This is a genomic window from Lutimonas halocynthiae, from assembly GCF_030409835.1.
GTDB classification, from domain to species: Bacteria; Bacteroidota; Bacteroidia; order Flavobacteriales; family Flavobacteriaceae; genus Lutimonas; species Lutimonas halocynthiae.
Map to the genome: position 1 here is coordinate 163,481 of NZ_JAUFQO010000002.1, position 23,577 is coordinate 187,057.

The following is a 23,577-nucleotide window of genomic DNA, read 5'->3' on the forward strand; positions in this document are numbered from 1 at the left end:
TTTAACCAATAATAAATAATATTATGAAACTAATAAAAAATTTAACATTATTGTTATTAGCGGTTAGTATGTCCTCTTGTGAGGATTATCTATCGCCTGAACCAACAAGTGCTGTTGATGCGGGTTCGTATTATACGAATGATCAAGAAATACAAGCGGCTGTGAATAATATGTATTCCGGACTTCAAGGTATCAATGATACGAGATCTGAAAGTAACCATGCAACTCAAGTTGAGTATCAGGTAACCGAAATGAGAAGTGATAATACAAGAACTAAAAGTAGCGAAGGGGAACCAGCGCAATTTGAAAGTTTTGCTATAGAATCTACAAATGGAATTGTATATGACTATTATAGAAGTTCTTACGATGTAATTTTTAGAGCGAATACTGTTTTAGAAAATTTAGAAGCGGCAAGTGCTGAAGCTATAGGTAAGTTTGAAGGAGAAGCTAAATTTGTTCGCGCTTACACATATTTTAACTTGGTTAGATTATGGGGGCCAGTTCCATTAATTGATAGGGTAATTGAGATTTCTGATGAAGAGTCACAATATACTAGAGTTGATGTTGCTACAGTTTATAGTTTAATTATTTCTGATTTACAAACTGCGGTTTCGAAGCTTGATAATTCAAATTATGGTAGGGCTTCAAAAGCAGCAGCAGAAGCTTTATTAGCTAAGGTGTATTTAACAAGAGGAAATTATTCTGAAGCAAGAACATTATGTGAATCAGTAATGTCAAGTGGATTTTCTCTAGAAGATAATTTAAAGGATGTATTCTTTAATGAAAGAAATGACGAGATCATTTTTGCCATAGAATATGTTGCTGATGATACTCAGGATAGTCAAAATTTTTCAGCAGAATGGTTGAATGGAGTAGGACGATCTTCAGGATTGAACTATGTAACTGATGAAGCCATAGAAGCTTTAGACATGTATGGTGGTGAGAGAGCACAGTATTCTTATAGAGTAGATGCTGGTCAACCTACACAGACTCAGGTTGTAAAATACCTTCCAAATGGAGATTCAAGTCTTGGCATTGAGCCAACATCAGGTGATCCTACTTTGGCAGGAAACGATTGGGTTGTTTTACGTTATGCAGATGTATTGTTAATGCACGTTGAGGCTATATTGGCCGGTGGTGAGAGTACTTCTGATAGTAACGCTTTGAATTCATTTCAACAAATTAGAGATAGAGCAGGTTTAACTGATGCAGTAGCAAGTATTTCCAAAGAGGAGTTACTAATTGAAAGAAGGGTAGAATTAGCTTTTGAAAACCAGAGATGGTATGATCTTTTACGATTTGATGTTGGTTATGGCATTTTAGAGCAATTTGCAGCAGATAACGGATACGGATTCAGTGCAACAGACTTATTATTACCGTTTCCTCAAAGAGAAATCAATTTGGGTGATGGTTTGTTAGAGCAAAATCCTGGTTATTAATATCAGTATTAATTATAAAAATAAAATTATGAATTATATGATAAACATAAATAAATTAATCAATACTAAGGTATTGCTTGGTTTAGCAGTAGCGATGACACTTTCATTGTCTTCATGCTCTGATTTTGAACTACCGGAAGCAGGTTCAATACCTGACCTTACGCCGCCATCAGCAGCTTTTGGTGCAGTGACCAGTCCGGATAATTTCTTGCAAGTCAATTTTGCGAATCTATCGGGAAGTGCCACAGATTATAGTTGGGATTTTGGTGATGGAAATGGATCAACGGATAAAGAACCATCCAATGTATATGCAACCGTGGGTCAATATACAGTAACCTTAACAGCTTCTGATAAACTTGGAGCAGTAAGTACGACTTCTGCAATTGTGATAGTTGAAGAGCCTTCTGCTATTACTCCTATTATCAATGAAGCAGGTTTTGAAGATGGAAGTACGGCTTGCGGTACTGCAGCTGATGGACGTGATTGTTGGAGAATTTCAGGGGGTAAAATTCATGGAATTTCAGGAGATGAATATTCTGGTGAGCAATCAGCTAAATATGATGCTGGAGATCCTAGAGTTTCATATCAGGCACTTACAGTAACGCCTAATACGAAATATACAGTTTCTTTATATTATTCAATGAAAGAAACTACTGATCAAGGAATTTTGAGATTATCAATTCTGGGTAAAGGTATTTCGGATGCGAGTGAAGCTGCAGATGCTATTATAGCATCAGCAGACGGAACTACACAAGAAGGTTCTAAGACCTGGAATAAGCTGACACTTACTTTTGATACTGGTGACACGAATACTATTGCACTTTGGATTGATAGTAATAATGTCGCTGAAGCTAGAGCTGATGAAGTGAAAATAGAATTGGCAGAATAGGAATAAATAAAAGGTAACTATATGAGTTCAGTATCCAAAATTTTGTTGCTTTCATTGATTTTATTGATTTCTGCTCCTGAAATTCAGGCACAGGAACAAAAGGAAACCAAGGAGACAAAACAAAAGAAGGGAAAAAAGAAGAAGAAGTATAAATTACCTGATATAGATTTAAGTCATTGGAAGGTAACCATTCCCGCAGGAGACCCTGCGGAAGTGGCCCCTCCTGACATATTGGATTATGCCAATAATGAAGTCTTAAAACCATACATGTACAATGATTCGGTAAGAGGCGCACTTGTTTTTTATGCTGTACCTAATGCCACTACTGCCAATACCAAGTATTCGCGTTCTGAATTAAGAGAACAAATGGAACCTGGAGAAAACAATGTGAATTGGACCTTCAAACAAGGAGGAAAGATGAAGGGCAGGTTAGCAATGGGTGAAGTATCGAAAGATAAAAACGGTAAATACCATAAAGTCATTATCATGCAAATTCACGGGCGTTTATCTAATGAACAACGTGATTTGATTGGGCAGAAAGATAATAATGCACCACCAGTATTGAAAATATACTGGCAAAATGGAAAGGTGAGAGTCAAAACCAAAGTGCTTAAAGATCTTTCAATGTCTGATACCGAAATTTTAAGAACAGATTCTTGGACAGATGATAAAGGACATACTTTTAAAGAGGAAGTAGGATTTAAACCTTTCGAATTAGAAGTTAAAGTTTCTGAAGGAAAATTGGTCGTGTCTCTAAATAAAACAGAATTTGCTGTTTATGATGATATCCACATGGAAAAATGGGGTGTATTTGAAAATTATTTTAAGGCAGGGAATTATTTACAATCTAAAGACAAAGAAGCTCACGCAGAAGTGAAGTATTTTGACTTAGAAGTGACACATTAAATTAAAAGAGTTAATTCAATTTTGAAAAAAGGAGTTTTAAATAAGGTTAAGTTAACAAGTCTATCGGTGATAGGTTTCTTGTGCATGGCTTGTCAGAGTAATGATGACATGCCGCCTGTTCCTGTATACGAGCAGTTGCCTGAAGAAACTATGCCTCCAGAGGTAATCGAAGAAGAGATTAACTATAAGCTACCTGAAATTGATTTAAGTCATTGGAAAGTTACATTGCCCATAGGAAGGCCAACGGAGGTTTATCCGCCAGAGATCCTTAACTATGGAAGTGATGAAAGTTTAAAGCCATTTATGTATAATGATTCAGTTGATGGTTCATTAGTATTTTATACTTACCCTGCATCTTCAACGGCTAATTCGTCTTATTCAAGAACTGAATTAAGAGAACTGATGGATCCAAATGATCTGACAAAGAATTGGTCATTCGATGAGGGAGGAAGAATGAAAGGAACTTTAGCATTAGCTGAAATTTCAAAAGAAAGTGATGGTGATTTTCACAGAACCATTATGATGCAAATTCACGGTAGGCTGTCAGATGAACAGCGTGAATTGATTGGAGCAAAAGATAATAATGCCCCACCAATATTGAAAATTTATTGGCATAAAGGATACGTAAGGGTAAAAAGCAAATACCTAAAAAATAAAAACGCAACAGTTGAAGAATCACTTCACACTGACGCCTGGGGTGACGATGAAGGTTTTAATTTTGATGAGTATGTTGGTTTTGAGCCGTTCACTCTAGAGATTATAGCTTCTTCAGGTAAAATGGAGATCATATTAAATGAAAAAGACACCTATACTATAGAAAACGAAGACATGAAAAGATGGAGTGTTTTTGAGAATTACTTTAAGGCAGGAAATTATTTGTCTTCAAAAGACGAAGGTGCATTTGCCATCGTAAAATATTATGAATTAGAAGTTTGGCATTAAGAAGGAGTAAAATGGTTCTAAAAGAGTATGGAAATAATCCAGAATCTTGAGAAATTGAGAATAGAATAAAATTAGATTAATTATTTGAGTAAATTGAGAACGAGTCTATATGAATTTACTGGTTTCCCATTAACCAGTAAGTTCAAGGCTTAACAAAGAAATCTAATTAATTTGCTTAATTTTACTAAATAGGTCTATCAACCATTGTTAATAAATAAGAAGGAATGAATTTACAACTTATCAAAAAATCTGAGAACACAGATGTACAGAATAAGATCATTTATAAGATCAAGGAATTGATCAATTATAAAAATCTTGAACCTGGAGATAAATTACCTTCAGAACGAATGATGTCAGAAAAGTTTGGAGTGACTCGGAGTAATATACGAGAAGCCATACAGAAATTAGAATTTTATGGACTTTTGAAGTCAATTCCTCAAAGCGGAACTTTTGTGGCAAACATTGGTGTGATTGCTATGAATGGAATGATTGATGATATTTTACAATTAAAAGAAGCTGATTTTAAATCGTTAGTGGAGACGAGAATTTTATTAGAATTGAAAACGGTGCGTTTGGCTGCTTTGAGAAGAAGTGAAGATGAGTTAAAGCAAATCAAATTAGCGCTTAAGGCCTTTGCTGATAAAGTGTTGAAAGGAGAGGATGCTGTACAAGAAGATTTATTGTTTCATTTGGCCATTGCAAATGCCTCAGGGAATAGTACTTTAAACACATTCATGTTAAAGATAACCCCTGAAATTATTACCAATTTTGAAAGGTACCATGTTTGTGATGAGGATCAGGCACAAAAGGGTATCAGGGAGCATCAGAATATTTTCGAAGCCATTGAGAAGCAAGATCCAAAAATGGCCAAGGAAACCATGAAGAAACATTTTAAAGCTTTATATCAGTATTGTTATCATTCTGATGAAAAAAAGTAAAAATAATTAGATAGAAGTGCACAATTCTATTGCAATAAGTTATTAAACAGAGGGAAGTATTGCTTTCGCAAATAAAGAAATTTTTTTAATTTCTTCCTTATCAGTTGTGATCCGAATCAAAATCGGACACCTGATTCATTATCGAAGTAATATTGAATTTAGAAATTTGGTGAAGGGGTTTTAACCTTATTCAGTGAAGAATTATGCACCTGTTGCATCTTTCATTAAAAATAAAAAGATGAAAATAAAAGGTTTAAGATGGTGGGTTATTGCTTTAATTGCTTTGGCTACTGTAATTAATTATATTGATAGACAAGCTTTAGTTGTACTATGGCCAAGTATATCAGAAGATTTATATCCCGATAAATCAATGACCGAAAGAAAAGAAATTTATGCACTGATTTCAGTGGTTTTTATGTTTTCGTATGCATTCGGACAATCTATATTCGGAAAAATATTTGATAAGGTAGGTACACGAATAGGTTTTGTTTTATCAATTGGTTTTTGGTCAATTTCCACTGCCCTTCATGCATTTGCAAGAGGTGTAGTGAGTTTTTCTATTTTCAGGTCTTTATTAGGAATATCTGAGGCAGGAAACTGGCCAGGAGCAGCAAAAGGAAATGCAGAATGGTTTCCTTCGAAGGAAAGAGCTTTTGCTCAAGGTATATTTAACTCCGGTGCTGCAATAGGTGGTATTGTTGCGATACCAACTATAGCTTTTCTAACGATTTATTTTAGTTGGCAAATGATATTTGTGATTATAGGTCTTATTGGTTTGCTATGGTTAGTTCCTTGGTTAATAGTAGTAAAATCACCACCAAAAACGCATCCTTGGTTAACAGAAGAGGAAAGAAAATATATACTTGGGGGACAAAAAGAAGATGAAGAAGCATCACTTGAAAAAGTAGACGAATACAATCCTAAAGTAGCAGAATTGCTTTCACGTAAACAAAGTTGGGGGGTTATTATTGCTTCTGCAGCAATAGATCCAATATGGTGGTTATTCGTTTTTTGGATTCCTATCTATCTTTCTGAAGTTTACGGTATGGATGTTAAAGCTATTGGTATTTACGGATGGGTACCCTATGTAGGTGCAATGCTTGGTGCCTGGTTTGGTGGATTATTGGCTCAGAATAGATTAACAGCTGGATGGAGTGTAAATAAAACGCGTAAGGCAGTAATTTCCCTGGGATGTGTTATTATGCTTCCAGCCTTATTGGCCTTGTCTAATCCTGGATCACCAATTGCCGCAGTATTAATTATGGCAGCCGTTCTTTTTGGGTTTCAAACAGCAATTGGAAATGTTCAAACATTACCAAGTGACTTGTATGGAAAAAAGACGGTGGGAACACTTTCTGGTTTTTCAGGTACCGCAGCCAAATTAACTGGTGCCGGATTGGTATCCTTGGTGCCGATGTTAACGATAGGTGGTAATTATACTCCTGCTTTTGTACTTGGTGCGGCTCTAGCATTTATAGTAATGGCGAGTGTATGGATATTGATTCCTAAGATTGAGCCATTAAAATCACTAAGAAAATAGATATTTTAAAAAAGAATAAAGTAAGTTTTAAACAGAATAAATAAAATTAAATTATAAAAAAATGAGTTCAGAAAATAAGGTTGCAATCATTACAGGAGCCACTGGTGGAATTGGATTTGCAGTAGCTAAAAGATTAGGTCAAGACGGATATACTGTTGTTTTAAACGGTATTGAAGATGAAGCCGGAGCTAAAAGAGTAGCAGAACTTACTGCAGAAGGTATTACTGCAGAATATGTTGGGTTTGACGTAACAGACGATGAGGCTGTAACGTCTAACATAACAGCAATTGGTGAGAAGTATGGTAAGATTGATCTTCTTGTAAATAATGCAGGTGGATTAGGTGGAAGATCACGGTTTGAAGACATGACAACTGAATTTTATAGATTCGTAATGGCATTGAATCTTGATTCAGCATTTTTTGCTTCAAGAGCTGCGATTCCTTTCCTTAAAAAAGGTAAGAATGCTTCTATTATAAACTACACTTCAAACGCTGGTTGGAATGCTGGTGGACCTGGAGCTGGTATTTATGGTACATCTAAAGCAGGTGTTCATGCAATTACTAGAGCTTTAGCAAAAGATTTAGCTGAATATGGAATTAGAGTCAATGCGGTATCTCCTGGTACTATTGATACACCATTCCATGCTATAACAAGAGAAACTAAGCCAGAAGTTTTTGCTACATTTAAAAACAGCATTTTATTAGGAAGATTAGGAGAGGCAGAGGAAGTTGCTTCAGTTGTATCTTTCTTAGCAAGTAAGGATGCATCATTCATAACAGCTGAAACGATCCAAATTGGTGGTGGACAAGCTTTAGGAATCTAAAAATAAAGTAATAAGTTTAAAGATGATTTGCCCTGGTAAAAAGGGGCAAATTCATCGATATCCCGCAGAGGAGTTTATGCTGTAGATTTGGTCATTTACTGAATTTCAGATGTAAGGGGTAATAATGTAGATAATTAAGGAGGTATAGCCTTCAGTTAAAACAACAGATAAGATATTCAGCAATGAAGAAAGTAGTAACATTTGGAGAGATTATGCTAAGATTAGCACCTCCTGGGTTTTTAAGATTTTCACAAGCAAATCAATTTGATGCCATTTATGGTGGTGGAGAATCTAACGTAGCAGTGTCATTGGCAAATTATGGCGTACCTGTTGATTTTGTAACACGTTTACCAAAAAATGATATTGGCGAATGTGCCATGATGGAAATGCGTAAAAGAGGCGTAGGCGTTGACAAGATTCTTTACGGAGGTGATCGTTTAGGTATTTACTTCTTAGAAACTGGTGCAGTATCAAGAGGTTCTAAAGTGGTTTATGACAGAGCTCATTCAGCGATGAGTGAAATCACTGCAGGGATGATCGATTGGAAAGAAGCCTTCAAAGACGTGGCTTGGTTCCATTGGACAGGTATTACACCTGCGATTTCTCAAGGCGCGGCAGATGCTTGTTTAGAAGCAGTGAAAGTAGCTAGTGAAATGGGTATTACGATTTCTACTGATTTAAATTACAGGGCAAAGCTTTGGAATTATGGTGGAGACCGAGAAGCGATTATGTCAGAGCTAACGGCACATTGTGATATTATTTTAGGAAATGAAGAAGATGCTGAAAAGCATTTTGGTATCAAACCTGAAGGTTTAGACATCACAACCCAAGGGCATGATGTAAAAGCAGAAGCATTTTTATCAGTTTGCGAGCAAATGATGGAAAGGTTTCCAAAAGCCAAAAAAGTGATTACGACTTTAAGAGGATCAATTTCTGCTTCTCATAATACATGGGCTGGTGTTCTATATGATGGAAAAACTTTATTCGCCTCACCTCAATATCAGATTACAGATATTGTTGACAGAGTAGGTGGAGGTGATTCATTTATGGGTGGATTGATTTATGGATTATTGACCTACCCGGATGACGATCAAAACGCTTTGGACTTTGCCGTAGCCGCTTCTTGTTTAAAACACACCATCAAAGGTGATGCTAACCTAGTAACGGTAGCTGAAGTTGAAAAATTAATGGGTGGAGACGCCTCCGGAAGGGTCGCAAGATAACACTGAAATAAAAAATTTCGTACTAAGAGGTCATCTTTAAATACATGAAAAAGTCAGTAGCTATAATTTGTGGAGGAGGACCGGCTCCGGGAATAAATACGGTTATTAGCACCATCGCTAAAACTTTTATCAAAGAAGGATATGATGTTATTGGTGTTCATCGCGGTTACAAAGGTTTATTTTCCGATAAACCAGATGTTCAAAAATTTAATTTTGCCTTAGCTGATAAGATTTTTAGCCGTGGTGGTTCTACTCTTGTCATGAGTAGATTCAAACCAAAGGATAGTGATTTCAGATCTGATTTTTTCAAATCATACAATGTCAAATTATTGGTCACCATAGGTGGAGATGATACGGCATCAACTGCAAGCAGGTTAACCAAGTATCTGGTGTCAAAAAAATTGGATGTAGCACATATTCATGTGCCGAAGACCATTGATAATGATCTGCCGCTCCCGGATAGAAATCCAACTTTTGGCTTTCATACCGCCAAAGACGAAGGCGTTCGTATCGGGACTACCGTATATGAAGATGCCCGGACAAGTGAAAATTGGTTTGTCGTAGCCGCAATGGGCCGTTCTGCGGGCCATTTGGCATTTGGTATTGCTTCGGCCTGTCATTTTCCAATGATGATTATTCCTGAAATGTTCAACAAAACGAACATTACTTTTGAGAAATTAATCAATATGATTATTTCCTCAATCATCAAAAGTAAAATACGAGGTATTGAGTATGGCGTAGCGATGGTCAGTGAAGGCGTGTTTCATTTTATGGACGAGGATGAAATTAAAAACTCAGGTATAAATTTCACTTACGATGATCATGGCCATCCGGAACTTGGAAATGTGAGCAAGTCGCATATTTTTAATTACCTTTTACAACTCAAGTTAAAGGAATTGGGCTTGGATATCAAGTCAAGACCGGTTGAAATGGGCTATGAATTGCGATGTTGTGATCCGATAGCCTTTGATTTGACTTTATGCACGCTCCTTGGTATTGGCGTTAAGAAATTATTTGATGAAGGTGCTACCGGGTGTATAGTCAGTGCGAATTCAAATGGAGACATTGTACCTTTGTTCTTAAAAGATTTTGAAGATGAAAATGGCAAAGTGCAACCACGATTGGTAGATATTGAATCAGATATGGCCCAGCTTTTTATCGACCATATGATTTTCATAAGACCTAAGGATTATGACGAGGCAAAAAAATACGTCGCCAATCCTGAAGACTATGATGTCAAGAAAATTTTAAATTGGAATTAAACTCATAAAATAAATAAAATGTCACAATTTTCAAGGCTAGAAGTAGCTCAAGTAATGAAAGAAACGGGTCTGGTACCTTTGTTTTATCATCCAGATTTAGAAATAAGCAAACAAGTTGTAAAAGCTTGTTATGATGGAGGCGCACGGTTATTAGAATTTACGGCTCGAGGAGATTTTGCCCATGAGGTATTTGGCGAACTTGTAAAATATGTGGTCAAAGAATTACCAGGAATGGTGATGGGAGTCGGCTCTGTTACAGATGCAGCAGCGGCGTCAAGATATATGTCTTTGGGCGCAAATTTTATCGTAACGCCTGTACTTAGAGAAGATATTGCTATTGTTTGTAATAGAAGAAAAGTTTTATGGTCTCCAGGTTGTGGAACATTGACTGAAATTACAAGAGCTGAAGAGCTGGGTTGTGAAGTTGTTAAATTATTTCCAGGTGACATTTATGGACCCAATTTCGTAAAAGGAATTAAAGGACCTCAACCTTGGACAAGTATCATGCCAACAGGTGGCGTTTCTCCAGATAAAGAGAATTTGCAAGGCTGGTTCGACGCAGGGGTAACCTGCGTAGGAATGGGATCAAAATTGATCAAAAAGGATGCTGAGGGCAATTTTGATCTCGAAAAGATCCAAAGCGTTGTACAAAATTCAATTGACCTTATTCAAGGGATAAAAGCTTCATCGAAGTAATATTATGAGTACCGAACTCGCAGACAGTAAAGGGAACAATTTCTTAAAGAAAGCTTTAGCAATCTTATTGAGTTTTGGACCTGGCATATTTGCGATCGGTTATACAATTGGCACCGGAAGTGTAACCTCTATGATTGTTGCGGGTAGTACCTATGGTATGCAATTGTTATGGGTTTTAATGCTTAGCTGCTTGTTTTCGGGGCTTTTGATGTTTGTATATGGCAATTACGCCCTCCTTACGGGAGAGACAGCACTTTACAGTTTTAAAAAACACATCAAAGGTGGTAAGGTCATCGCTATTCTGATCATCATTGGAATTACGTTTGGTCAATGGAATAGCCTCATGGGGATTCTTGGGATATCAGCTAATATTATTTTTGAACTGGCTAATGTCTATTTCCCAGAAATAGGCCCCTATCAGTATAAAATGGTATTGGGCATAGCAGTTGTTATTATCGCTGTGTTTTACGCGCTACTGCTTGTTGGTAAGTATACTTTCTTTGAAAAGATCCTGGTGATCTTTGTGACCATTATGGGTCTGTCATTTTTAATTTCCCTCTTTTTTGTATATCCTCAACCTATAGAAGTCATTGAAGGTTTGGTTCCAAGTATTCCAGATGTTAAAGGAGGTAAATTAATGGTAGCTGCTTTTGTTGGAACTACTATGGCGGCCGCCACTTTTTTATCCCGCCCACTTTTTGTGCAAGGAAAAGGCTGGACCATCAAGAACCTTGTCCAACAAAAAAAGGATGCTATTATTGCTGCTATTCTGGTATTTATGATTAGTGGTTCTGTGATGGCCGTGGCCAGTGGCGCCTTATTTCATCAGAATATGCCAGTTAAGCAGGTCTTAGACATGGCGAATACCTTAGAGCCAGTAGCAGGAAAATTTGCGACGACACTTTTCTTTTTCGGGACCTTAAGCGCCGGACTATCATCTATATTTCCATGTCTTTTAATCGCGCCACTTCTTTTGGCTGATTACCAGTCAGGAAAGTTGGATACAAATTCAAAACAATTTAGAATTGTTACGGCCATCGCTTGTTTAGTGGCTTTAATTGGCCCTGTTTTTGGCGCCAACCCCATTGAGATTCAAATCATATCACAGGTATTCAACGTGTTTGTTTTACCAGTCGTAATCCTCGGGATTATTTTATTAATCAATAACAAAAAATTAATGGGAACTTATAAAACAGGCATTTTGGTCAATTCAGGTCTTATTTTGGCTTTTATATTTTCCTGTTTGGTATCCTATAGTGGAATTCTTGGCTTACAAGCCTATTTCTAACATCATCTATTTAAAAAACATATCATCATGACTCATAAATCAATACTTTTCTGCTCTTTCATACTCCTGTTTCTTTCTTCTAATTTGGCGGTAAAGGCCCAAGGTACTTTGGTGTCAGATAATGAAGCGCTGACGGCTGCTTTAAATAATGCAAAACCAGGTGATGAGATTGTCATGGCTGATGGTATTTGGAAAGACGTTCAAATAAAATTTACGAGTCACGGTACCGAAGAAAACCCTATTACATTGAGAGCTGAAACGCCTGGTAAGGTTTTTATTGAAGGAAAGTCTGATTTAAAATTCGGGGGAGAATACCTGATTGCCAGCGGCTTGTTTTTTAGAAACGGTCAAACCCCTTCAGATGTGGTGGTTGAATTTAGAATACATAAAGATACCGTTGCCAATCATTGCAGTTTGGTTAATTCGGTAATACTGGGATACAATCAATTAAAACGAGACAGGGTAGATCGTTGGGTTGAGTTTCACGGAAGACATAATACTATGGATCATTGTTATATCGCCGGAAAATCAAATCGCGGACCAACCGTAAGGGTAAGTATAAAAGGAAATAGAAGTATCCGAAATTACCACCAGATTACCAATAATCATTTTGGGCCAAGACCTCCAAAAGGTGGGCCGAGTGGCGAAACCATACAATTAGGTGACAGTTATTCTTCAATGTCACCAAGTAATACTTTAGTTGCCAATAACTTATTTGAAAGATGTAATGGCGAGGTCGAGGTGATATCGAGTAAAACGAATTTTAATGAATTCAGAAATAATGTTTTTTATAAATCGGAAGGTTCTTTGGTGATGCGACACGGTAATTACTGTATGATTGATGGAAACTATTTTATAGGAGACGATGCTTCAGATCAAATAGGTGGCATCAGGGTTATCAATACAGGGCATTGGGTGGTTAATAATTATTTTTATAATTTAAAAGGAAGCAGTTTTCGTAGCCCACTTGCTGTGATGAACGGTATTCCAAAATCTCCATTAAATCGATATAATCAGGTAACTGATGTGGTTGTGGCTTTTAATACCTATGTCAATTGTGCGTCTCCATGGCAATTTGGTGTAGGAACCAATATTAGCCAAAAAGATGTATTACCTGCTTCAGAAATCAGATCAGCCAGGGCTATTAGAACGGTGGTGGCAAATAACTTGATTTATAATGAGAAGGGAGATGCACATCCTATCGTAGCACATGATTCTATTGACGGGGTATTATTTAAAAATAACCTGATCAATAATCAAGGCGTGGCTTATAAAGAGAACCAAGGTTTGGTATCTGATGATTTTAAAATCAAGGGAATCAGCGATATTATTTTCGTTCCTGATGCTGATTTAAAAGAAACTGAATTGTATCCTGGGTTTGAATTTGATAAAATCACAAAAGACATATTTGGCAATTCCAGAGCTGGTTCAAATGGCCCGGGGGCTATTATAGCTTCAGATGGTGTAAATCCAGAAATTCTTGATAAGTCAAAATACGGAACAACATTTTATTCTAATGTGCAAGTTGAAAAGGAAGGGAAAGTTATTAATGTAAAGCCAAAAAAAGGCGCTCTAGCTGCCGCTATAGCTAAAGCGAAAGATGGTGATGTTTTAAGTCTAAGTTCAGGAAATTATAAAATTCCTGCTTCTTTGAAAATTGATAAAAAACTGACCATCAAGTCGAGTGAAGCAGGTGCTAAACCAGTTCTGAAATTTGAAGGAAATGAAGATACAGCCCTGTTTGAAATGCATCCAAAAGGAGACCTTGTATTGGAGGGCATAAGTCTGAAAGGATCAGGCACTCAAATGGCATTTGCATCCTTAAAGGATAATATGTCGAGCTTATATAATATCCATACAAGTGATGTTGAGGTAGACGGTTTTAAATACATTCTTAAGGCATACAAGGAATCTTTCTCTGAACACATCAGCTTTGTAAATACCCGTTTTACAAATTGTGCCTTCGGGATCGAGCTGTCTGAAGAAATCAATGACAAAGGTGATTATAATGTAGAAAATCTGCTTATAGACGGCTGTACATTTGATCAAATCAATGGAAGCCCGATCGATTATTATCGTGGAGGTTATGATGAATCTACCATAGGAGGGTCTTTATCTGTTCAGAACAGCACGTTTACCAACTCTGGTAAAGAAGCTAAAGCAGGTATCCTCATCAATTCTTATGGTATTGTAAACGTAGATATCTCAAAAAATACCTTTGAAAATAATCCTGTAAAAATGGTTGCACTTTTATGGGGAGCCAAAAACAATACGCATTCAGACAACACCCTGGAAAATTCAGGAGAGATTAAGGTAGAGGAGAATTTAAAATTAAGGTTGTTGTATTAGTCCCATATAGCTTTTGGCTGTCAATACGGGTATTTTTGAGGTTTTGAAATCTTTAAGATTTCTTGTGATAATTATTTTTATATCATTTTCAATTGCGGTATGATATTGAATAGCATCTTCGAAGTCTTTAAAATCTGATTCAAGCGATAAATCTATAATCTTATCATCCATTGGTAATACTTCAACGAGAACCTTAAATTTCCTTAATATTTTTCGCGCATCACTCAACTTCAAATTTTGAGATAGAATATAAAATGTATTTGCAAAAGTTAGCGAAGAAACATAGAGTTTTACTTCTTTTTTATCAGATAAGGTGAATAATTCCTGAGCTTCTATTAAAAACTCTTTTCGTTCAGCTAATAAGTCTAAAACGATATTTGTATCTACTAGTAATGCATCCATTAGGAGTATTTTTCAGATAAAAAGTCAGTATAATCTTTTTTATAGTCCTTGTCTATATGCTCAATTACTCCTGTTAGGCTCTCAACTAGAGGGCTTATTTTCATTTTTTTTCTTTTGTCAATAGTGATTGCTTGTAGATAGTTTTCTATCATTCTGGAAAGGCTAATATTGTTTTCTTTTGCGTATTTTTTAGCGCTTTCAATTACGTTTTCATTAAGTTTAAGTGTGAGTTTTGAATCCATAATTTTATTATTATACGTGCAAATATAGTAAATAACTACGTATAAATAAAAAATTATCTTTTCGAGACCTAAAAGGTGCTTGTGGAGTGGCTATAACGATAGGTATAGCCAGTGCATATATTTAAACTCCGCATATATACTGAGATTAAAAACATTATTCTCTGCACTCGATATTTGGTTATTGACTATAACTAAGAACCATCAACAGGTATATATGCCTGATAATCAATTATTTTCTGCTCCAATCTTTTCTCAAGATAGGCATTGCCACCTTTTAATTCAAAAAGAATGATACCCGCCATTTTAAGGTAGGTCATTCGTTTATTTTTATCCCAATGCTCAGGAGGCTCTTGCATATTAGAGATTCTGTCTGCCAGTTTTACGGCCCAGACTTCTTTGGGTTGCTTTTTGATACGTGAAAGACTATCAGGTATTCGCGCTTCAGCTTTGAGTGTTTCATCCTTCGAAAGGGCCAACACGCCATCAGCAATTTTTTTTCCAAATACCGATTGCAGTTCATCATATGTTGTTGAAGTATCTTCCAGCACATCATGCAGTAAAGCTACTTGAACAGCAAAAACCTGATCAAAGTTATCTGTATGCTGGGCAGCAACCATGATTTCCATGGCCACATTTGACAGGTGGGCCAAATAACTTGACTGGCTCCCTGGTACCTTTTGATTGTCGTGTTTTTCTCCTGCAAATTTGATGGCTTTTTGATATGGTGTCTGTAGGTCCATAGGCATAGGGTTGTGATGAATTAAAGATAGCAATTTTAGAAATATTTTAGAATTTTTTACGGTGGTTTTGCACTATACACATTAACAGATATCTTTGACGGCTTAAAATAAGAAACAATGAAGCTTTTTAAAGAATTTAAAGATTTTGCAGTCAAAGGGAATATGATGGATATGGCTGTAGGTATTATTATTGGAGCAGCGTTTAACAAGGTGATCGATGTGTTGGTCAAAAAGGTCTTGTTACCGCCCTTATCTTTGCTTTCAGGTAATACGAACATGGTAGACAAGAGAATCGTTTTAAAAGATCCTATAATTGCTGCAGATGGTACTGTGTCAAAAGCAGAGGTAGCGATTGGTTATGGGGCTTTATTCGAGGCTGCCATCGATTTTTTCATTATTGGCTTTACCATTTTTGTGGTGGTCAAATTTATGAACCGACTCATGAAGAAAGCAGAAGACACCAAAGACGTTACAGTGGTTACGCCTAAAAATATAGAGTTACTTAGTAAACTGACTGATTTGATGGAAGAGCAGAATGCTTTGTTAAAGAGCAAAGGGTAGATTTTGAGATTGGAGATTTAAGATTGGAGATTGGAGATTTGAGATTGGACCTGTCTGCCGGCAGGCAGGGATTAGCGATTTAAGATTTTTAAAGTTTTAGAACTCACTTCTCAGGGGGTTAAATTTAATTGCTAGATTTTTACTTATCGGTTTCCGAGGCCTACTGGTCCGGGAGCCTTATAGTCAACACCGTTAGTCCCCTGACACGGATCATTCCAGATTACCTGGACATTGGCAAAATCTTCAAATCCTTCAGCGTTTACAACCTTACCAATCACTTCGCCATTTGCATCGTAGTGAAATTCTTCATCTGAAGTAGCATCAAGAGGTACGGCAACGAATTTTGTAAACTGAGATACCTGGCATTGATTCCCTTCTTGATCTGTATAGGTTGAGGTCCACTTTGTTGTGGTCCAGGCGCCTGTGCCTCGATAAGTAAGCTCACCATTGGAAGTAAGCTCACCATTGGCAATATCTAAATACCCGTCACCATCGCAATCCTGCGTTGATAAAAAAGCATCATTCCATTTCCAGTTTAAATGCCATCCTGGATATTTGTCAGGTAGCATTTCCCCTGAATACGTTTTGGCCTGGTAGTTATAGCCTGATTGATTAAAACCAGGTTGAATTGTCATACCATCCTCATCTACGATGGTTCCATCTGGAATTGTGGCACATTTTTCTTTTGCTTTAGCTGATTTTTTAGCCTGATCATTTTTCATTTGATCTGCTTCAATCATGCTTTCTGAATTATCACATGAAAAAATGGATAAAGTAAAAATAAATAGAAGGATTCTGAAGAAAAAAAAAGTTTTCATAGCGGTATTTTTTTATTTCGTGGACCAATAATACAATTAATTATCATAAACAGAAAGGGTTAAATAGAATTTACCCTTATGAGGGTATATGATTTGAGATTGGAGATTTGAGATTGAAGATTGGAGATTTGAGAATGAAACTTCAAAGATCAACAATCAACATTCGTCAATCTAAAATCACTAGACTACAACGCTTCCTTTCCTCTTAGCTGTGAGATCAAACCGTTTATAAAGTTCCATGACATTTTCAACGTTGTCAAGGGCACAGAGATAATCAATAGCAGCGCAGAGCCCCTTAAACATCATTTCATGATCAATAATTTTTGCAGGCTTAATTAACCTGTTTCTTGAAGACAGTCTATAGCCACAAGCTTTTAAAAAAACGGCTTCTATGCTTAAAAGTTCAAGTGGTGAATAACCATTGATTTTTTTACCCATAGTTTGATTTAGCCTACCCAGATAATTTAATGTAATTGAACCGTGAATATCAGTTAAATGTTTCCAGGCGTCAACATTATCACAAATATTCCCCACCGCGCAATGACAACAATTCTCTGGATCTAGTTCATCATTATAAAACGCCTTATACAGTTTTTCAAGGGCCATTTCTAGTCTGTAAGGTAGCTGCATCTTGTTGATTTTTGATAAGCTATAAGGTACAAAAAAAATAAGAAATGGTTTTTGAGCTTTAAAAATAGTAGCGAATTACTTGGAAAATCCTTTAAGATTAAAATATTCTTTAGACATTTTATACAGGCGTATCCTGCGGTCTTTCGAAGATTTAAAACTTGTGATCAACGCTTCTTGTATACCAAGTAAAGTGGCAATTTTTATGTTGATATCACTGATCTTTTGAACCTTGATACGTTCATTATGGGCAGGGCTGTATTGTTCTTTTTCAACAATTTGAAGTATGCTGCTTGAAGGAACCTCATTTTCAGACAACAGCAGTTTAATGATCTTCATTGATTCCTGGTCAAATTCAGTAAATTTAAGATGGTAACGAAGCCCGTTATCAAGCAGTTTGATCTTATTTCTATCGACAAACTTCTTTTTGAGAAACCATAAGATCAAAATAATTGCTGACATGATCAATAAGAGTAAACCTCCTTTTTTGAACCAGTAACCCTGATTTTTGAAAAAACGGGCCTCTTTAATTTTTTTTCCAAAAAAATCTTCCTTTTCAACAATATTTAAATAGGCGCCCGTGGTATTCGTAATAATCACGTAGAATTTACCATTGGCATATACAGCATGTCGAATGCCGTTAGTCTGAGCTGAAATAGGACTATTGTTGTAGATAGTTTTGCTGTTGCCTTGAACATCAATCAAGGTCATGCGGTTCTTTTTGATCAAGATCAGTTTATTATCGAAAGAAATATTAATTTCCGGCTCATCGATCGGATCGTGTTTTCCGCGGTATTCCCATGTAGAATTCTTGAAGTCAAAGGTCCAGACTTCATCATTATTTAATTGTTGCCTGCGATTATCAGGGTTTACAATTCTTCCTCCAAAAACATGAAAGAGATTTTTGTTTTTGATAGAATAATAAAAGGCGCTTCCTGTTGGTATAATTTCTGAATTTATGGGATGGTAAACTTCCCACTCATCCTGTTTCTTATCATAATAGGTGAAAAAATCACGATTCGACCAAAATCCATAGCCTCCGTATTTAAAAGCCGTATCATCATGCTCAAAAACTTGTGCTCCATATTGCATGCCATGGTCAAATGATTTATCTATTCTTTTGATCGTATCATTCTTGATCGTATAAACCATACCACCCGCCGAAGAGACAAAATAAATACTGTCTTGTATACGAATAGGAAGAAAACTTAAATATCCATTGCCAGGCGAAAGCCCTGCTTCATATGTCAATGGAGTGATGTGTTTTTTAAAATTATTCAGGTTGACCGTTAGCATACGATCTTCCATATATACATAAAATTCTTGTTTGAGAGTATCTAGAGATGAATTTTGGAAACCTCTTAGATCACCAAGGTTTATTTTCTGTGAAAATGCGTTAATCCCTATAAATACTATTAAAAATAATAATCTCATTAATATGCGAGTATATAATTATGCCAAATATACGCTTTAATTTTGCTGTAGTTAAAAGTAAAAGCCGCAATGATGAAAGATAGTGCTAAAATGAAGCAGAAATCAAAACTTGAAAAAGTAGATCCATTTGAGATGAAGTCATTTTTTGATCAGATTACTACTTTATTGGCCGATGGTCAGCAAGATGGTCTAAAAGAGAAAACTTTGCCGAATATAGCATCCTTGAATGGTGAATGCAGCTATATCACTGATTATAAAAAAAAGAAGGTTTTATTGAAGTCAGGTTTTAAATCATTGTTGGGCTTTGAAGATGACGAAGTTGATTTTGACTTTGTATTTAAAGGATACCATCATGAAGATGCTATCATGATCAAGCAGATCATAAAAAGCGTTGTTTCCATTGCGATCAATTCATATAGCAGTGATCCTGATCTGCAACTCAGTATGACTTATCGAAGAAAGCGGAAAGACGGCAGCTATATTCATTTATTGAGTCTGTCAACGGTTTATGAATTAGACAAAAACGGCAATCTTTTAAAATCACTGACCAGGTTAATGGACATTTCATATCTCAACCTTGCCACAGCAGTTAGCTGGTCAATACGATCAAAGAATATCGATGAAGAGGAGATCCGCAATGGCATCAATTCTTTATTCGAAAATCCATTTACCAAGCGAGAGATCGATGTGATCAAAGAAATTCACAAAGGAGGCTCAAATCATGAGATTGCCGATAGGTTATGTGTAAGCCATCATACCATTGCTACACATCGCAAGAACATCTTTAGAAAATCTAGTTGTAATACTGTTTTAGATCTTTTGCTTTATTGTAAAAGACTTGATATTCTCTAAATTAAAATATTTTTAGAACTTTTTCCTCAATTGAAATATAGTCTCCTAGCAATAGGAGACTATGTTATGATATTTTCTGTTCATTTTTTTGCTCCTCCAAAAAAAGAACCAAAAAAAGGAGTCACTGCACGAGGCAATTACTTCGTACCATTCACTCCCACAACTTCATGCTTGTTCTCCCTTTCAGTTCGAACGCACTTCCGTTGTTCCGTTCATTATTGCTGGCGCGCAGCGGTTCCATCCAAACAAACTTCTAACTTAAATACAACTTCCGACTTCAATCAGGTGGGGTTTTTTGAAATATTCTCCGGAACTAAAATCATTCTTTGGACCGAATCTTTTACGTCAGTGTAGTTTTAAAAGTGCGTAAATAATTTTTGAAACCCTGTCTGCCGACAGGCAGGCTTGGAGAAAATTTAGCACTTTGAAAACGGTTTTTAGGCGTTCGATAGAAAAGCCTGAAAAACACCTCGTAAAAGGCTCCTTTTTTTTGATTCGTTTTTTTTGGAGAAGCAAAAAAAATGAATAAAGAATATTATTAAGTTCATTATTTGAATAAAGACAAATGAAGCTACAGAGAATTAAAATCAGCCTTGATCTTTTCGTTCTTTTGCATCAAGGCAAAAGGACAAAAAGAAAATCATCTATGATGATATTATAGAAACCTTCCACTGCATCAAAAGGATAAAAAATAGCACAGCTCTTTAAATGCCCTAGAACAGCCAATATAATATGACAAAAGTCATGAAATAATCTTGAAAAATACCCTCAGAGGGTATTGCACAGCAACCCCCTCTAATTTACATTTACCCCTTCTAAGCATCTCAATTGAAATGTTACAATTCACCATTTCAAAACTTCTTTTAAGAGATGCACTATCCGCGACATTTCCCCTAAATAGGGCGCTTGTCATCATGCACTCCAATTTTAAGATAAAACACTGATTATATGATATTTATCATGTAAAAAAGTGGCAATATACCCTGAGAGGGTATTGTTTTTAAAAAAGACTCAAAGTAGTTTTACACTCTTAAATAGCTATGTCTTGTCAAGGTCAAAATCGGCTATTTTTTTGACTGATGAGACAAAATAAATCAAACAAAATGAAAATTATCAAATCGATTAGCCTGTTACTTTTTTTAAGTTTTTGGGCAGTAGGTGTCAATGCGCAAAAAGTAGGTGCCCAATTCAATGAAAACTATGAAAAGAACTGGAGCTTCGGAGCTGGTTTTAATGTGGTAGATGATTCGGGGGAAGTAATTGGAGGAATCTCAAATCCTTCTGAGAACTGGAACTTCAGTATGCCCTTCTATCTATCTGCAGAGTATTACCTAAACAATGAATTTAGTTTTATAGCGATGATCTCAACTAATAAATACCAAGAAGGTAAGGTCTATAATAAGGCATACATCGTTGACGGTGATGCGAGTTATTTTTCAGCCGATCTGAATGCGAAATTCTCATTTCGAGACATCATGAGGAGCTATAAGTTTGACCCTTACGTGTTTTTGGGTTTTGGTTATAACAGTATAGGAGAATTTAAAGCAGTTAAAAAGGATTTTCCTTATGACATATATGAATCACCTGCTATAGGCAGATTAACTATTAATACAGGTCTTGGATTTAATTATTGGTTTTCACAAACCTGGGGTATGAATTTGAATCTAGCGGCAAAATTAGGGGCTAATGGAAACGAAGAACATAATAATCATAAGCAATTCAGCCTTGGAGCTGTTTACTTCCTGAACTAAGGAGTTAGAAGAGATTTCAGTTAAAAACAATTGGATCGAACAACGTGAAGCTCTTACACGGATAAAAAAGAGATAGTTAAAATAACAAAGCCTACCAGACGTCATGATAAGATGTGACTCAGGAGGGCGAAGCCGTAAAAGAAGTTAAGTTTCATATAAAAATCCTCCAACTTATGAAAAAATATCAAATCGTATTATTAGTAGTACTCATCCTTGTTACCGTAAGCTGGTCATTTGCGATGGTTAGTTTAGTAGAATTTCCTTAGTTATGAATGTAGAGAAAAAGAAAGTTGCCTTTGTTACAGGGGTTACAGGTCAGGATGGTGCTTATTTAAGTGAATTCTTACTCCATAAAGGCTATATCGTACACGGATTGAAAAGAAGGTCATCTTCTTTTAATACAGACCGTATTGACCATTTGTATCAGGACCCACATATAGAGAACAGAAATTTTGTGTTGCACTATGGTGATATGACTGACAGTACCAACCTGATCAGGATCATACAAGAAGTACAACCAGATGAGATCTATAACCTGGCGGCCATGAGCCACGTGCACGTGTCATTTGAGATGCCAGAATATACGGCCAATGCCGATGGTATTGGTACGCTTCGTTTATTGGAAGCCATCCGTATCCTTAAGATGGAAAAAAAGGTACGTATTTATCAGGCCTCGACTTCCGAACTTTTTGGAAAGGTACAGGAAGTACCCCAATCAGAAACCACACCATTTTACCCACGTTCACCTTATGGAGTGGCTAAAATGTATGCCTATTGGATTACGGTAAACTACAGAGAAGCCTATGGTATTTATGCCTGTAATGGTATACTTTTTAACCATGAATCTCCAATAAGAGGAGAAACTTTTGTAACCAGAAAGATCACAAGAGCCGCGGCAAGAATTGCTTTGGGTTTGCAGGATAAGTTTTATCTCGGGAATCTAAATGCCCGTCGTGACTGGGGTCATGCCAAAGATTATGTACGTATGATGTGGATGATCTTACAGGCAGACGAAGCTGAAGATTGGGTTATCGCAACGGGTAAGACTACTTCAGTGCGTGATATGGTACGCATGAGTTTTAATGAATTGGGTATTACACTTGATTTTGTAGGTGAAGGAGCTGAAGAAAAGGCTTATGTCAAGGCTTGTTCTCATCCTGATCATCAACTAGAAATCGGGAAAGAAGTTTTGTCAGTTGACCCTAGCTATTACAGACCTACAGAAGTAGATTTACTTATAGGTGATACCACCAAGGCCCGAACCAAATTGGGCTGGGTGCCAGAATATGATTTAGAAGCATTGGTCAAAGAAATGGTAGCCAGTGACCTGGATCTAATGAAAAAAGACCAGTATTTAAATCAAAACGGATATCAAACCTTAAACTATTACGAATAGCATTTGACAATTAGGCTTGATGGAAAGTAAACTCATATTTGAAGAAGAAAGTTATAAGATTCTAGGCGTGTGTATCGCCGTCCATAAAAAGATGGGCTCGGGTTTTGAACAGGAAGTATATGAAGAGGTCTTGCAAAAAGAGTTTGTAAAACATGACATCCCCTTTGAAAAAAAGAAAAAGTTATCCCTTTATTATGAGGGAGATCCTTTACAAAAATATTTTATAGCTGATTTTGTGTGTTATGATGCGATCATCCTTGACGTCAGGTCAATGAATTTTATTCATAACAATAGCAAACAGCAGGTGGTTAATTATTTAAAGGCCACTAATTTTCAGCTGGGTTTCCTCATCAATTTTGGAGAACCGAGTTTAAAGTGGAAGCGGGTTATTCATACCGTTGAAGCTTGATCTGAAAGCCTATCCGTGTTATCTGCTTATTATTAGCGAAATTTAAAAAG

At 36.3% G+C, this 23,577-nt stretch carries 23 protein-coding genes; 17 read left to right on the forward strand and 6 right to left on the reverse strand.

The features are described 5' to 3' along the window. Positions 1–23 precede the first annotated feature (23 nt). From QWY87_RS03665 to QWY87_RS03720, 12 genes are all read left to right on the forward strand, one after another. Positions 24–1,439 carry a RagB/SusD family nutrient uptake outer membrane protein gene (locus QWY87_RS03665; RefSeq protein ID WP_290288331.1) on the forward strand — a complete coding sequence of 472 codons (1,416 nt, stop codon included), beginning with the start codon at positions 24–26 and terminating at the stop codon, positions 1,437–1,439. A gap of 37 nt (positions 1,440–1,476) precedes the next feature. Continuing rightward, on the forward strand, positions 1,477–2,328 hold the full coding sequence (locus tag QWY87_RS03670) for a PKD domain-containing protein (RefSeq protein WP_290288333.1): 852 nt from the start codon (positions 1,477–1,479) through the stop codon (positions 2,326–2,328). Between the two features lie 21 nt (positions 2,329–2,349). Next, positions 2,350–3,234 (forward strand): polysaccharide lyase family 7 protein, encoded by an 885-nt coding sequence (locus tag QWY87_RS03675; RefSeq protein WP_290288335.1) that lies wholly within the window; start codon positions 2,350–2,352, stop codon positions 3,232–3,234. 21 nt (positions 3,235–3,255) lie between these two features. Further along, positions 3,256–4,176, forward strand: a complete 921-nt coding sequence (locus QWY87_RS03680) for a polysaccharide lyase family 7 protein (RefSeq protein WP_290288336.1) — start codon at positions 3,256–3,258, stop codon at positions 4,174–4,176. 224 nt (positions 4,177–4,400) lie between these two features. Beyond that, the gene (locus tag QWY87_RS03685; protein WP_290288337.1) at positions 4,401–5,114 is read left to right on the forward strand and encodes a FadR/GntR family transcriptional regulator; all 714 of its coding nucleotides are present in this window, start codon (positions 4,401–4,403) and stop codon (positions 5,112–5,114) included. 238 nt (positions 5,115–5,352) lie between these two features. Next, complete coding sequence (locus QWY87_RS03690; protein ID WP_290288338.1) at positions 5,353–6,654, forward strand: MFS transporter; 1,302 nt, start codon at positions 5,353–5,355, stop codon at positions 6,652–6,654. Positions 6,655–6,715: 61 nt separating this feature from the next. After that, on the forward strand, positions 6,716–7,477 hold the full coding sequence (locus QWY87_RS03695) for an SDR family NAD(P)-dependent oxidoreductase (protein WP_290288339.1): 762 nt from the start codon (positions 6,716–6,718) through the stop codon (positions 7,475–7,477). 182 nt (positions 7,478–7,659) lie between these two features. After that, positions 7,660–8,700, forward strand: a complete 1,041-nt coding sequence (locus QWY87_RS03700; protein ID WP_290288343.1) for a sugar kinase — start codon at positions 7,660–7,662, stop codon at positions 8,698–8,700. A gap of 44 nt (positions 8,701–8,744) precedes the next feature. Further along, entirely contained in the window at positions 8,745–9,962 is a 1,218-nt protein-coding gene (locus tag QWY87_RS03705) for a 6-phosphofructokinase (RefSeq protein WP_290288346.1), read from the forward strand. Positions 9,963–9,980: 18 nt separating this feature from the next. Next, the gene (locus QWY87_RS03710; protein WP_290288348.1) at positions 9,981–10,658 is read left to right on the forward strand and encodes a bifunctional 4-hydroxy-2-oxoglutarate aldolase/2-dehydro-3-deoxy-phosphogluconate aldolase; all 678 of its coding nucleotides are present in this window, start codon (positions 9,981–9,983) and stop codon (positions 10,656–10,658) included. Between the two features lie 4 nt (positions 10,659–10,662). Continuing rightward, positions 10,663–11,946 (forward strand): Nramp family divalent metal transporter, encoded by a 1,284-nt coding sequence (locus QWY87_RS03715; protein ID WP_290288351.1) that lies wholly within the window; start codon positions 10,663–10,665, stop codon positions 11,944–11,946. A gap of 27 nt (positions 11,947–11,973) precedes the next feature. Further along, positions 11,974–14,295 carry a chondroitinase-B domain-containing protein gene (locus QWY87_RS03720; protein ID WP_290288353.1) on the forward strand — a complete coding sequence of 774 codons (2,322 nt, stop codon included), beginning with the start codon at positions 11,974–11,976 and terminating at the stop codon, positions 14,293–14,295. Here the strand turns inward: QWY87_RS03720 and QWY87_RS03725 are convergent. The 3 genes from QWY87_RS03725 to QWY87_RS03735 all read right to left on the reverse strand — a co-directional run bounded on the left by QWY87_RS03725 (position 14,278) and on the right by QWY87_RS03735 (position 15,679). Continuing rightward, entirely contained in the window at positions 14,278–14,697 is a 420-nt protein-coding gene (locus tag QWY87_RS03725; RefSeq protein ID WP_290288356.1) for a type II toxin-antitoxin system VapC family toxin, read from the reverse strand. The genes QWY87_RS03720 and QWY87_RS03725 overlap by 18 nt on opposite strands. Next, positions 14,697–14,939: a DUF6364 family protein gene (locus QWY87_RS03730; protein WP_290288359.1), complete on the reverse strand. Its 243-nt coding sequence runs from the start codon at positions 14,937–14,939 to the stop codon at positions 14,697–14,699. The genes QWY87_RS03725 and QWY87_RS03730 overlap by 1 nt, the downstream gene beginning before the upstream one ends. A 191-nt stretch (positions 14,940–15,130) precedes the next feature. After that, entirely contained in the window at positions 15,131–15,679 is a 549-nt protein-coding gene (locus QWY87_RS03735; protein WP_290288362.1) for an HD domain-containing protein, read from the reverse strand. Positions 15,680–15,796: 117 nt separating this feature from the next. Here QWY87_RS03735 and mscL point away from each other — a divergent pair, with 117 nt between their 5' ends. Next, positions 15,797–16,240: a large conductance mechanosensitive channel protein MscL gene (gene mscL / locus QWY87_RS03740; protein WP_290288365.1), complete on the forward strand. Its 444-nt coding sequence runs from the start codon at positions 15,797–15,799 to the stop codon at positions 16,238–16,240. Positions 16,241–16,383: 143 nt separating this feature from the next. On the opposite strand, the gene QWY87_RS03745 is transcribed toward mscL, so the two are convergent. The 3 genes from QWY87_RS03745 to QWY87_RS03755 form a co-directional block, all read right to left on the reverse strand. Further along, the gene (locus tag QWY87_RS03745) at positions 16,384–17,058 is read right to left on the reverse strand and encodes a hypothetical protein (protein ID WP_290288368.1); all 675 of its coding nucleotides are present in this window, start codon (positions 17,056–17,058) and stop codon (positions 16,384–16,386) included. A 180-nt stretch (positions 17,059–17,238) separates the two neighbouring features. Beyond that, positions 17,239–17,688 carry a Na(+)-translocating NADH-quinone reductase subunit F gene (locus QWY87_RS03750; protein WP_290288371.1) on the reverse strand — a complete coding sequence of 150 codons (450 nt, stop codon included), beginning with the start codon at positions 17,686–17,688 and terminating at the stop codon, positions 17,239–17,241. A gap of 75 nt (positions 17,689–17,763) precedes the next feature. Next, positions 17,764–19,119, reverse strand: a complete 1,356-nt coding sequence (locus QWY87_RS03755; protein WP_290288375.1) for a hypothetical protein — start codon at positions 19,117–19,119, stop codon at positions 17,764–17,766. A gap of 69 nt (positions 19,120–19,188) precedes the next feature. On the opposite strand from QWY87_RS03755, the gene QWY87_RS03760 reads away from it, so the two are divergent. From QWY87_RS03760 to QWY87_RS03775, 4 genes are all read left to right on the forward strand, one after another. Then, positions 19,189–19,971: a LuxR C-terminal-related transcriptional regulator gene (locus QWY87_RS03760; RefSeq protein ID WP_290288378.1), complete on the forward strand. Its 783-nt coding sequence runs from the start codon at positions 19,189–19,191 to the stop codon at positions 19,969–19,971. 1,103 nt (positions 19,972–21,074) lie between these two features. Continuing rightward, positions 21,075–21,722, forward strand: coding sequence for a hypothetical protein (locus tag QWY87_RS03765; protein ID WP_290288380.1), 648 nt, complete (start codon positions 21,075–21,077; stop codon positions 21,720–21,722). A gap of 268 nt (positions 21,723–21,990) precedes the next feature. Then, on the forward strand, positions 21,991–23,118 hold the full coding sequence (gene gmd, locus QWY87_RS03770) for a GDP-mannose 4,6-dehydratase (RefSeq protein WP_290288383.1): 1,128 nt from the start codon (positions 21,991–21,993) through the stop codon (positions 23,116–23,118). 19 nt (positions 23,119–23,137) lie between these two features. Then, a complete protein-coding gene (locus QWY87_RS03775) occupies positions 23,138–23,527 on the forward strand; it encodes a GxxExxY protein (RefSeq protein WP_290288388.1) in 390 nt (129 codons plus the stop codon). The last annotated feature ends 50 nt before the right edge of the window (positions 23,528–23,577 follow it).

What these genes read in the sequence shown, in the direction of transcription:
- QWY87_RS03665 (WP_290288331.1), top strand. Translation starts at nt 24, where the DNA reads ATGAAACTAATAAAAAATTTAACATTATTGTTATTAGCGGTTAGTATG.
- QWY87_RS03670 (WP_290288333.1), top strand. Translation starts at nt 1,477, where the DNA reads ATGATAAACATAAATAAATTAATCAATACTAAGGTATTGCTTGGTTTA.
- QWY87_RS03675 (WP_290288335.1), top strand. Translation starts at nt 2,350, where the DNA reads ATGAGTTCAGTATCCAAAATTTTGTTGCTTTCATTGATTTTATTGATT.
- QWY87_RS03685 (WP_290288337.1), top strand. Translation starts at nt 4,401, where the DNA reads ATGAATTTACAACTTATCAAAAAATCTGAGAACACAGATGTACAGAAT.
- QWY87_RS03690 (WP_290288338.1), top strand. Translation starts at nt 5,353, where the DNA reads ATGAAAATAAAAGGTTTAAGATGGTGGGTTATTGCTTTAATTGCTTTG.
- QWY87_RS03695 (WP_290288339.1), top strand. Translation starts at nt 6,716, where the DNA reads ATGAGTTCAGAAAATAAGGTTGCAATCATTACAGGAGCCACTGGTGGA.
- QWY87_RS03700 (WP_290288343.1), top strand. Translation starts at nt 7,660, where the DNA reads ATGAAGAAAGTAGTAACATTTGGAGAGATTATGCTAAGATTAGCACCT.
- QWY87_RS03705 (WP_290288346.1), top strand. Translation starts at nt 8,745, where the DNA reads ATGAAAAAGTCAGTAGCTATAATTTGTGGAGGAGGACCGGCTCCGGGA.
- QWY87_RS03710 (WP_290288348.1), top strand. Translation starts at nt 9,981, where the DNA reads ATGTCACAATTTTCAAGGCTAGAAGTAGCTCAAGTAATGAAAGAAACG.
- QWY87_RS03715 (WP_290288351.1), top strand. Translation starts at nt 10,663, where the DNA reads ATGAGTACCGAACTCGCAGACAGTAAAGGGAACAATTTCTTAAAGAAA.
- QWY87_RS03720 (WP_290288353.1), top strand. Translation starts at nt 11,974, where the DNA reads ATGACTCATAAATCAATACTTTTCTGCTCTTTCATACTCCTGTTTCTT.
- QWY87_RS03725 (WP_290288356.1), bottom strand. Translation starts at nt 14,697, where the DNA reads ATGGATGCATTACTAGTAGATACAAATATCGTTTTAGACTTATTAGCT.
- QWY87_RS03730 (WP_290288359.1), bottom strand. Translation starts at nt 14,939, where the DNA reads ATGGATTCAAAACTCACACTTAAACTTAATGAAAACGTAATTGAAAGC.
- QWY87_RS03735 (WP_290288362.1), bottom strand. Translation starts at nt 15,679, where the DNA reads ATGGACCTACAGACACCATATCAAAAAGCCATCAAATTTGCAGGAGAA.
- mscL (WP_290288365.1), top strand. Translation starts at nt 15,797, where the DNA reads ATGAAGCTTTTTAAAGAATTTAAAGATTTTGCAGTCAAAGGGAATATG.
- QWY87_RS03745 (WP_290288368.1), bottom strand. Translation starts at nt 17,058, where the DNA reads ATGAAAACTTTTTTTTTCTTCAGAATCCTTCTATTTATTTTTACTTTA.
- QWY87_RS03750 (WP_290288371.1), bottom strand. Translation starts at nt 17,688, where the DNA reads ATGCAGCTACCTTACAGACTAGAAATGGCCCTTGAAAAACTGTATAAG.
- QWY87_RS03755 (WP_290288375.1), bottom strand. Translation starts at nt 19,119, where the DNA reads ATGAGATTATTATTTTTAATAGTATTTATAGGGATTAACGCATTTTCA.
- QWY87_RS03760 (WP_290288378.1), top strand. Translation starts at nt 19,189, where the DNA reads ATGATGAAAGATAGTGCTAAAATGAAGCAGAAATCAAAACTTGAAAAA.
- QWY87_RS03765 (WP_290288380.1), top strand. Translation starts at nt 21,075, where the DNA reads ATGAAAATTATCAAATCGATTAGCCTGTTACTTTTTTTAAGTTTTTGG.
- gmd (WP_290288383.1), top strand. Translation starts at nt 21,991, where the DNA reads ATGAATGTAGAGAAAAAGAAAGTTGCCTTTGTTACAGGGGTTACAGGT.
- QWY87_RS03775 (WP_290288388.1), top strand. Translation starts at nt 23,138, where the DNA reads ATGGAAAGTAAACTCATATTTGAAGAAGAAAGTTATAAGATTCTAGGC.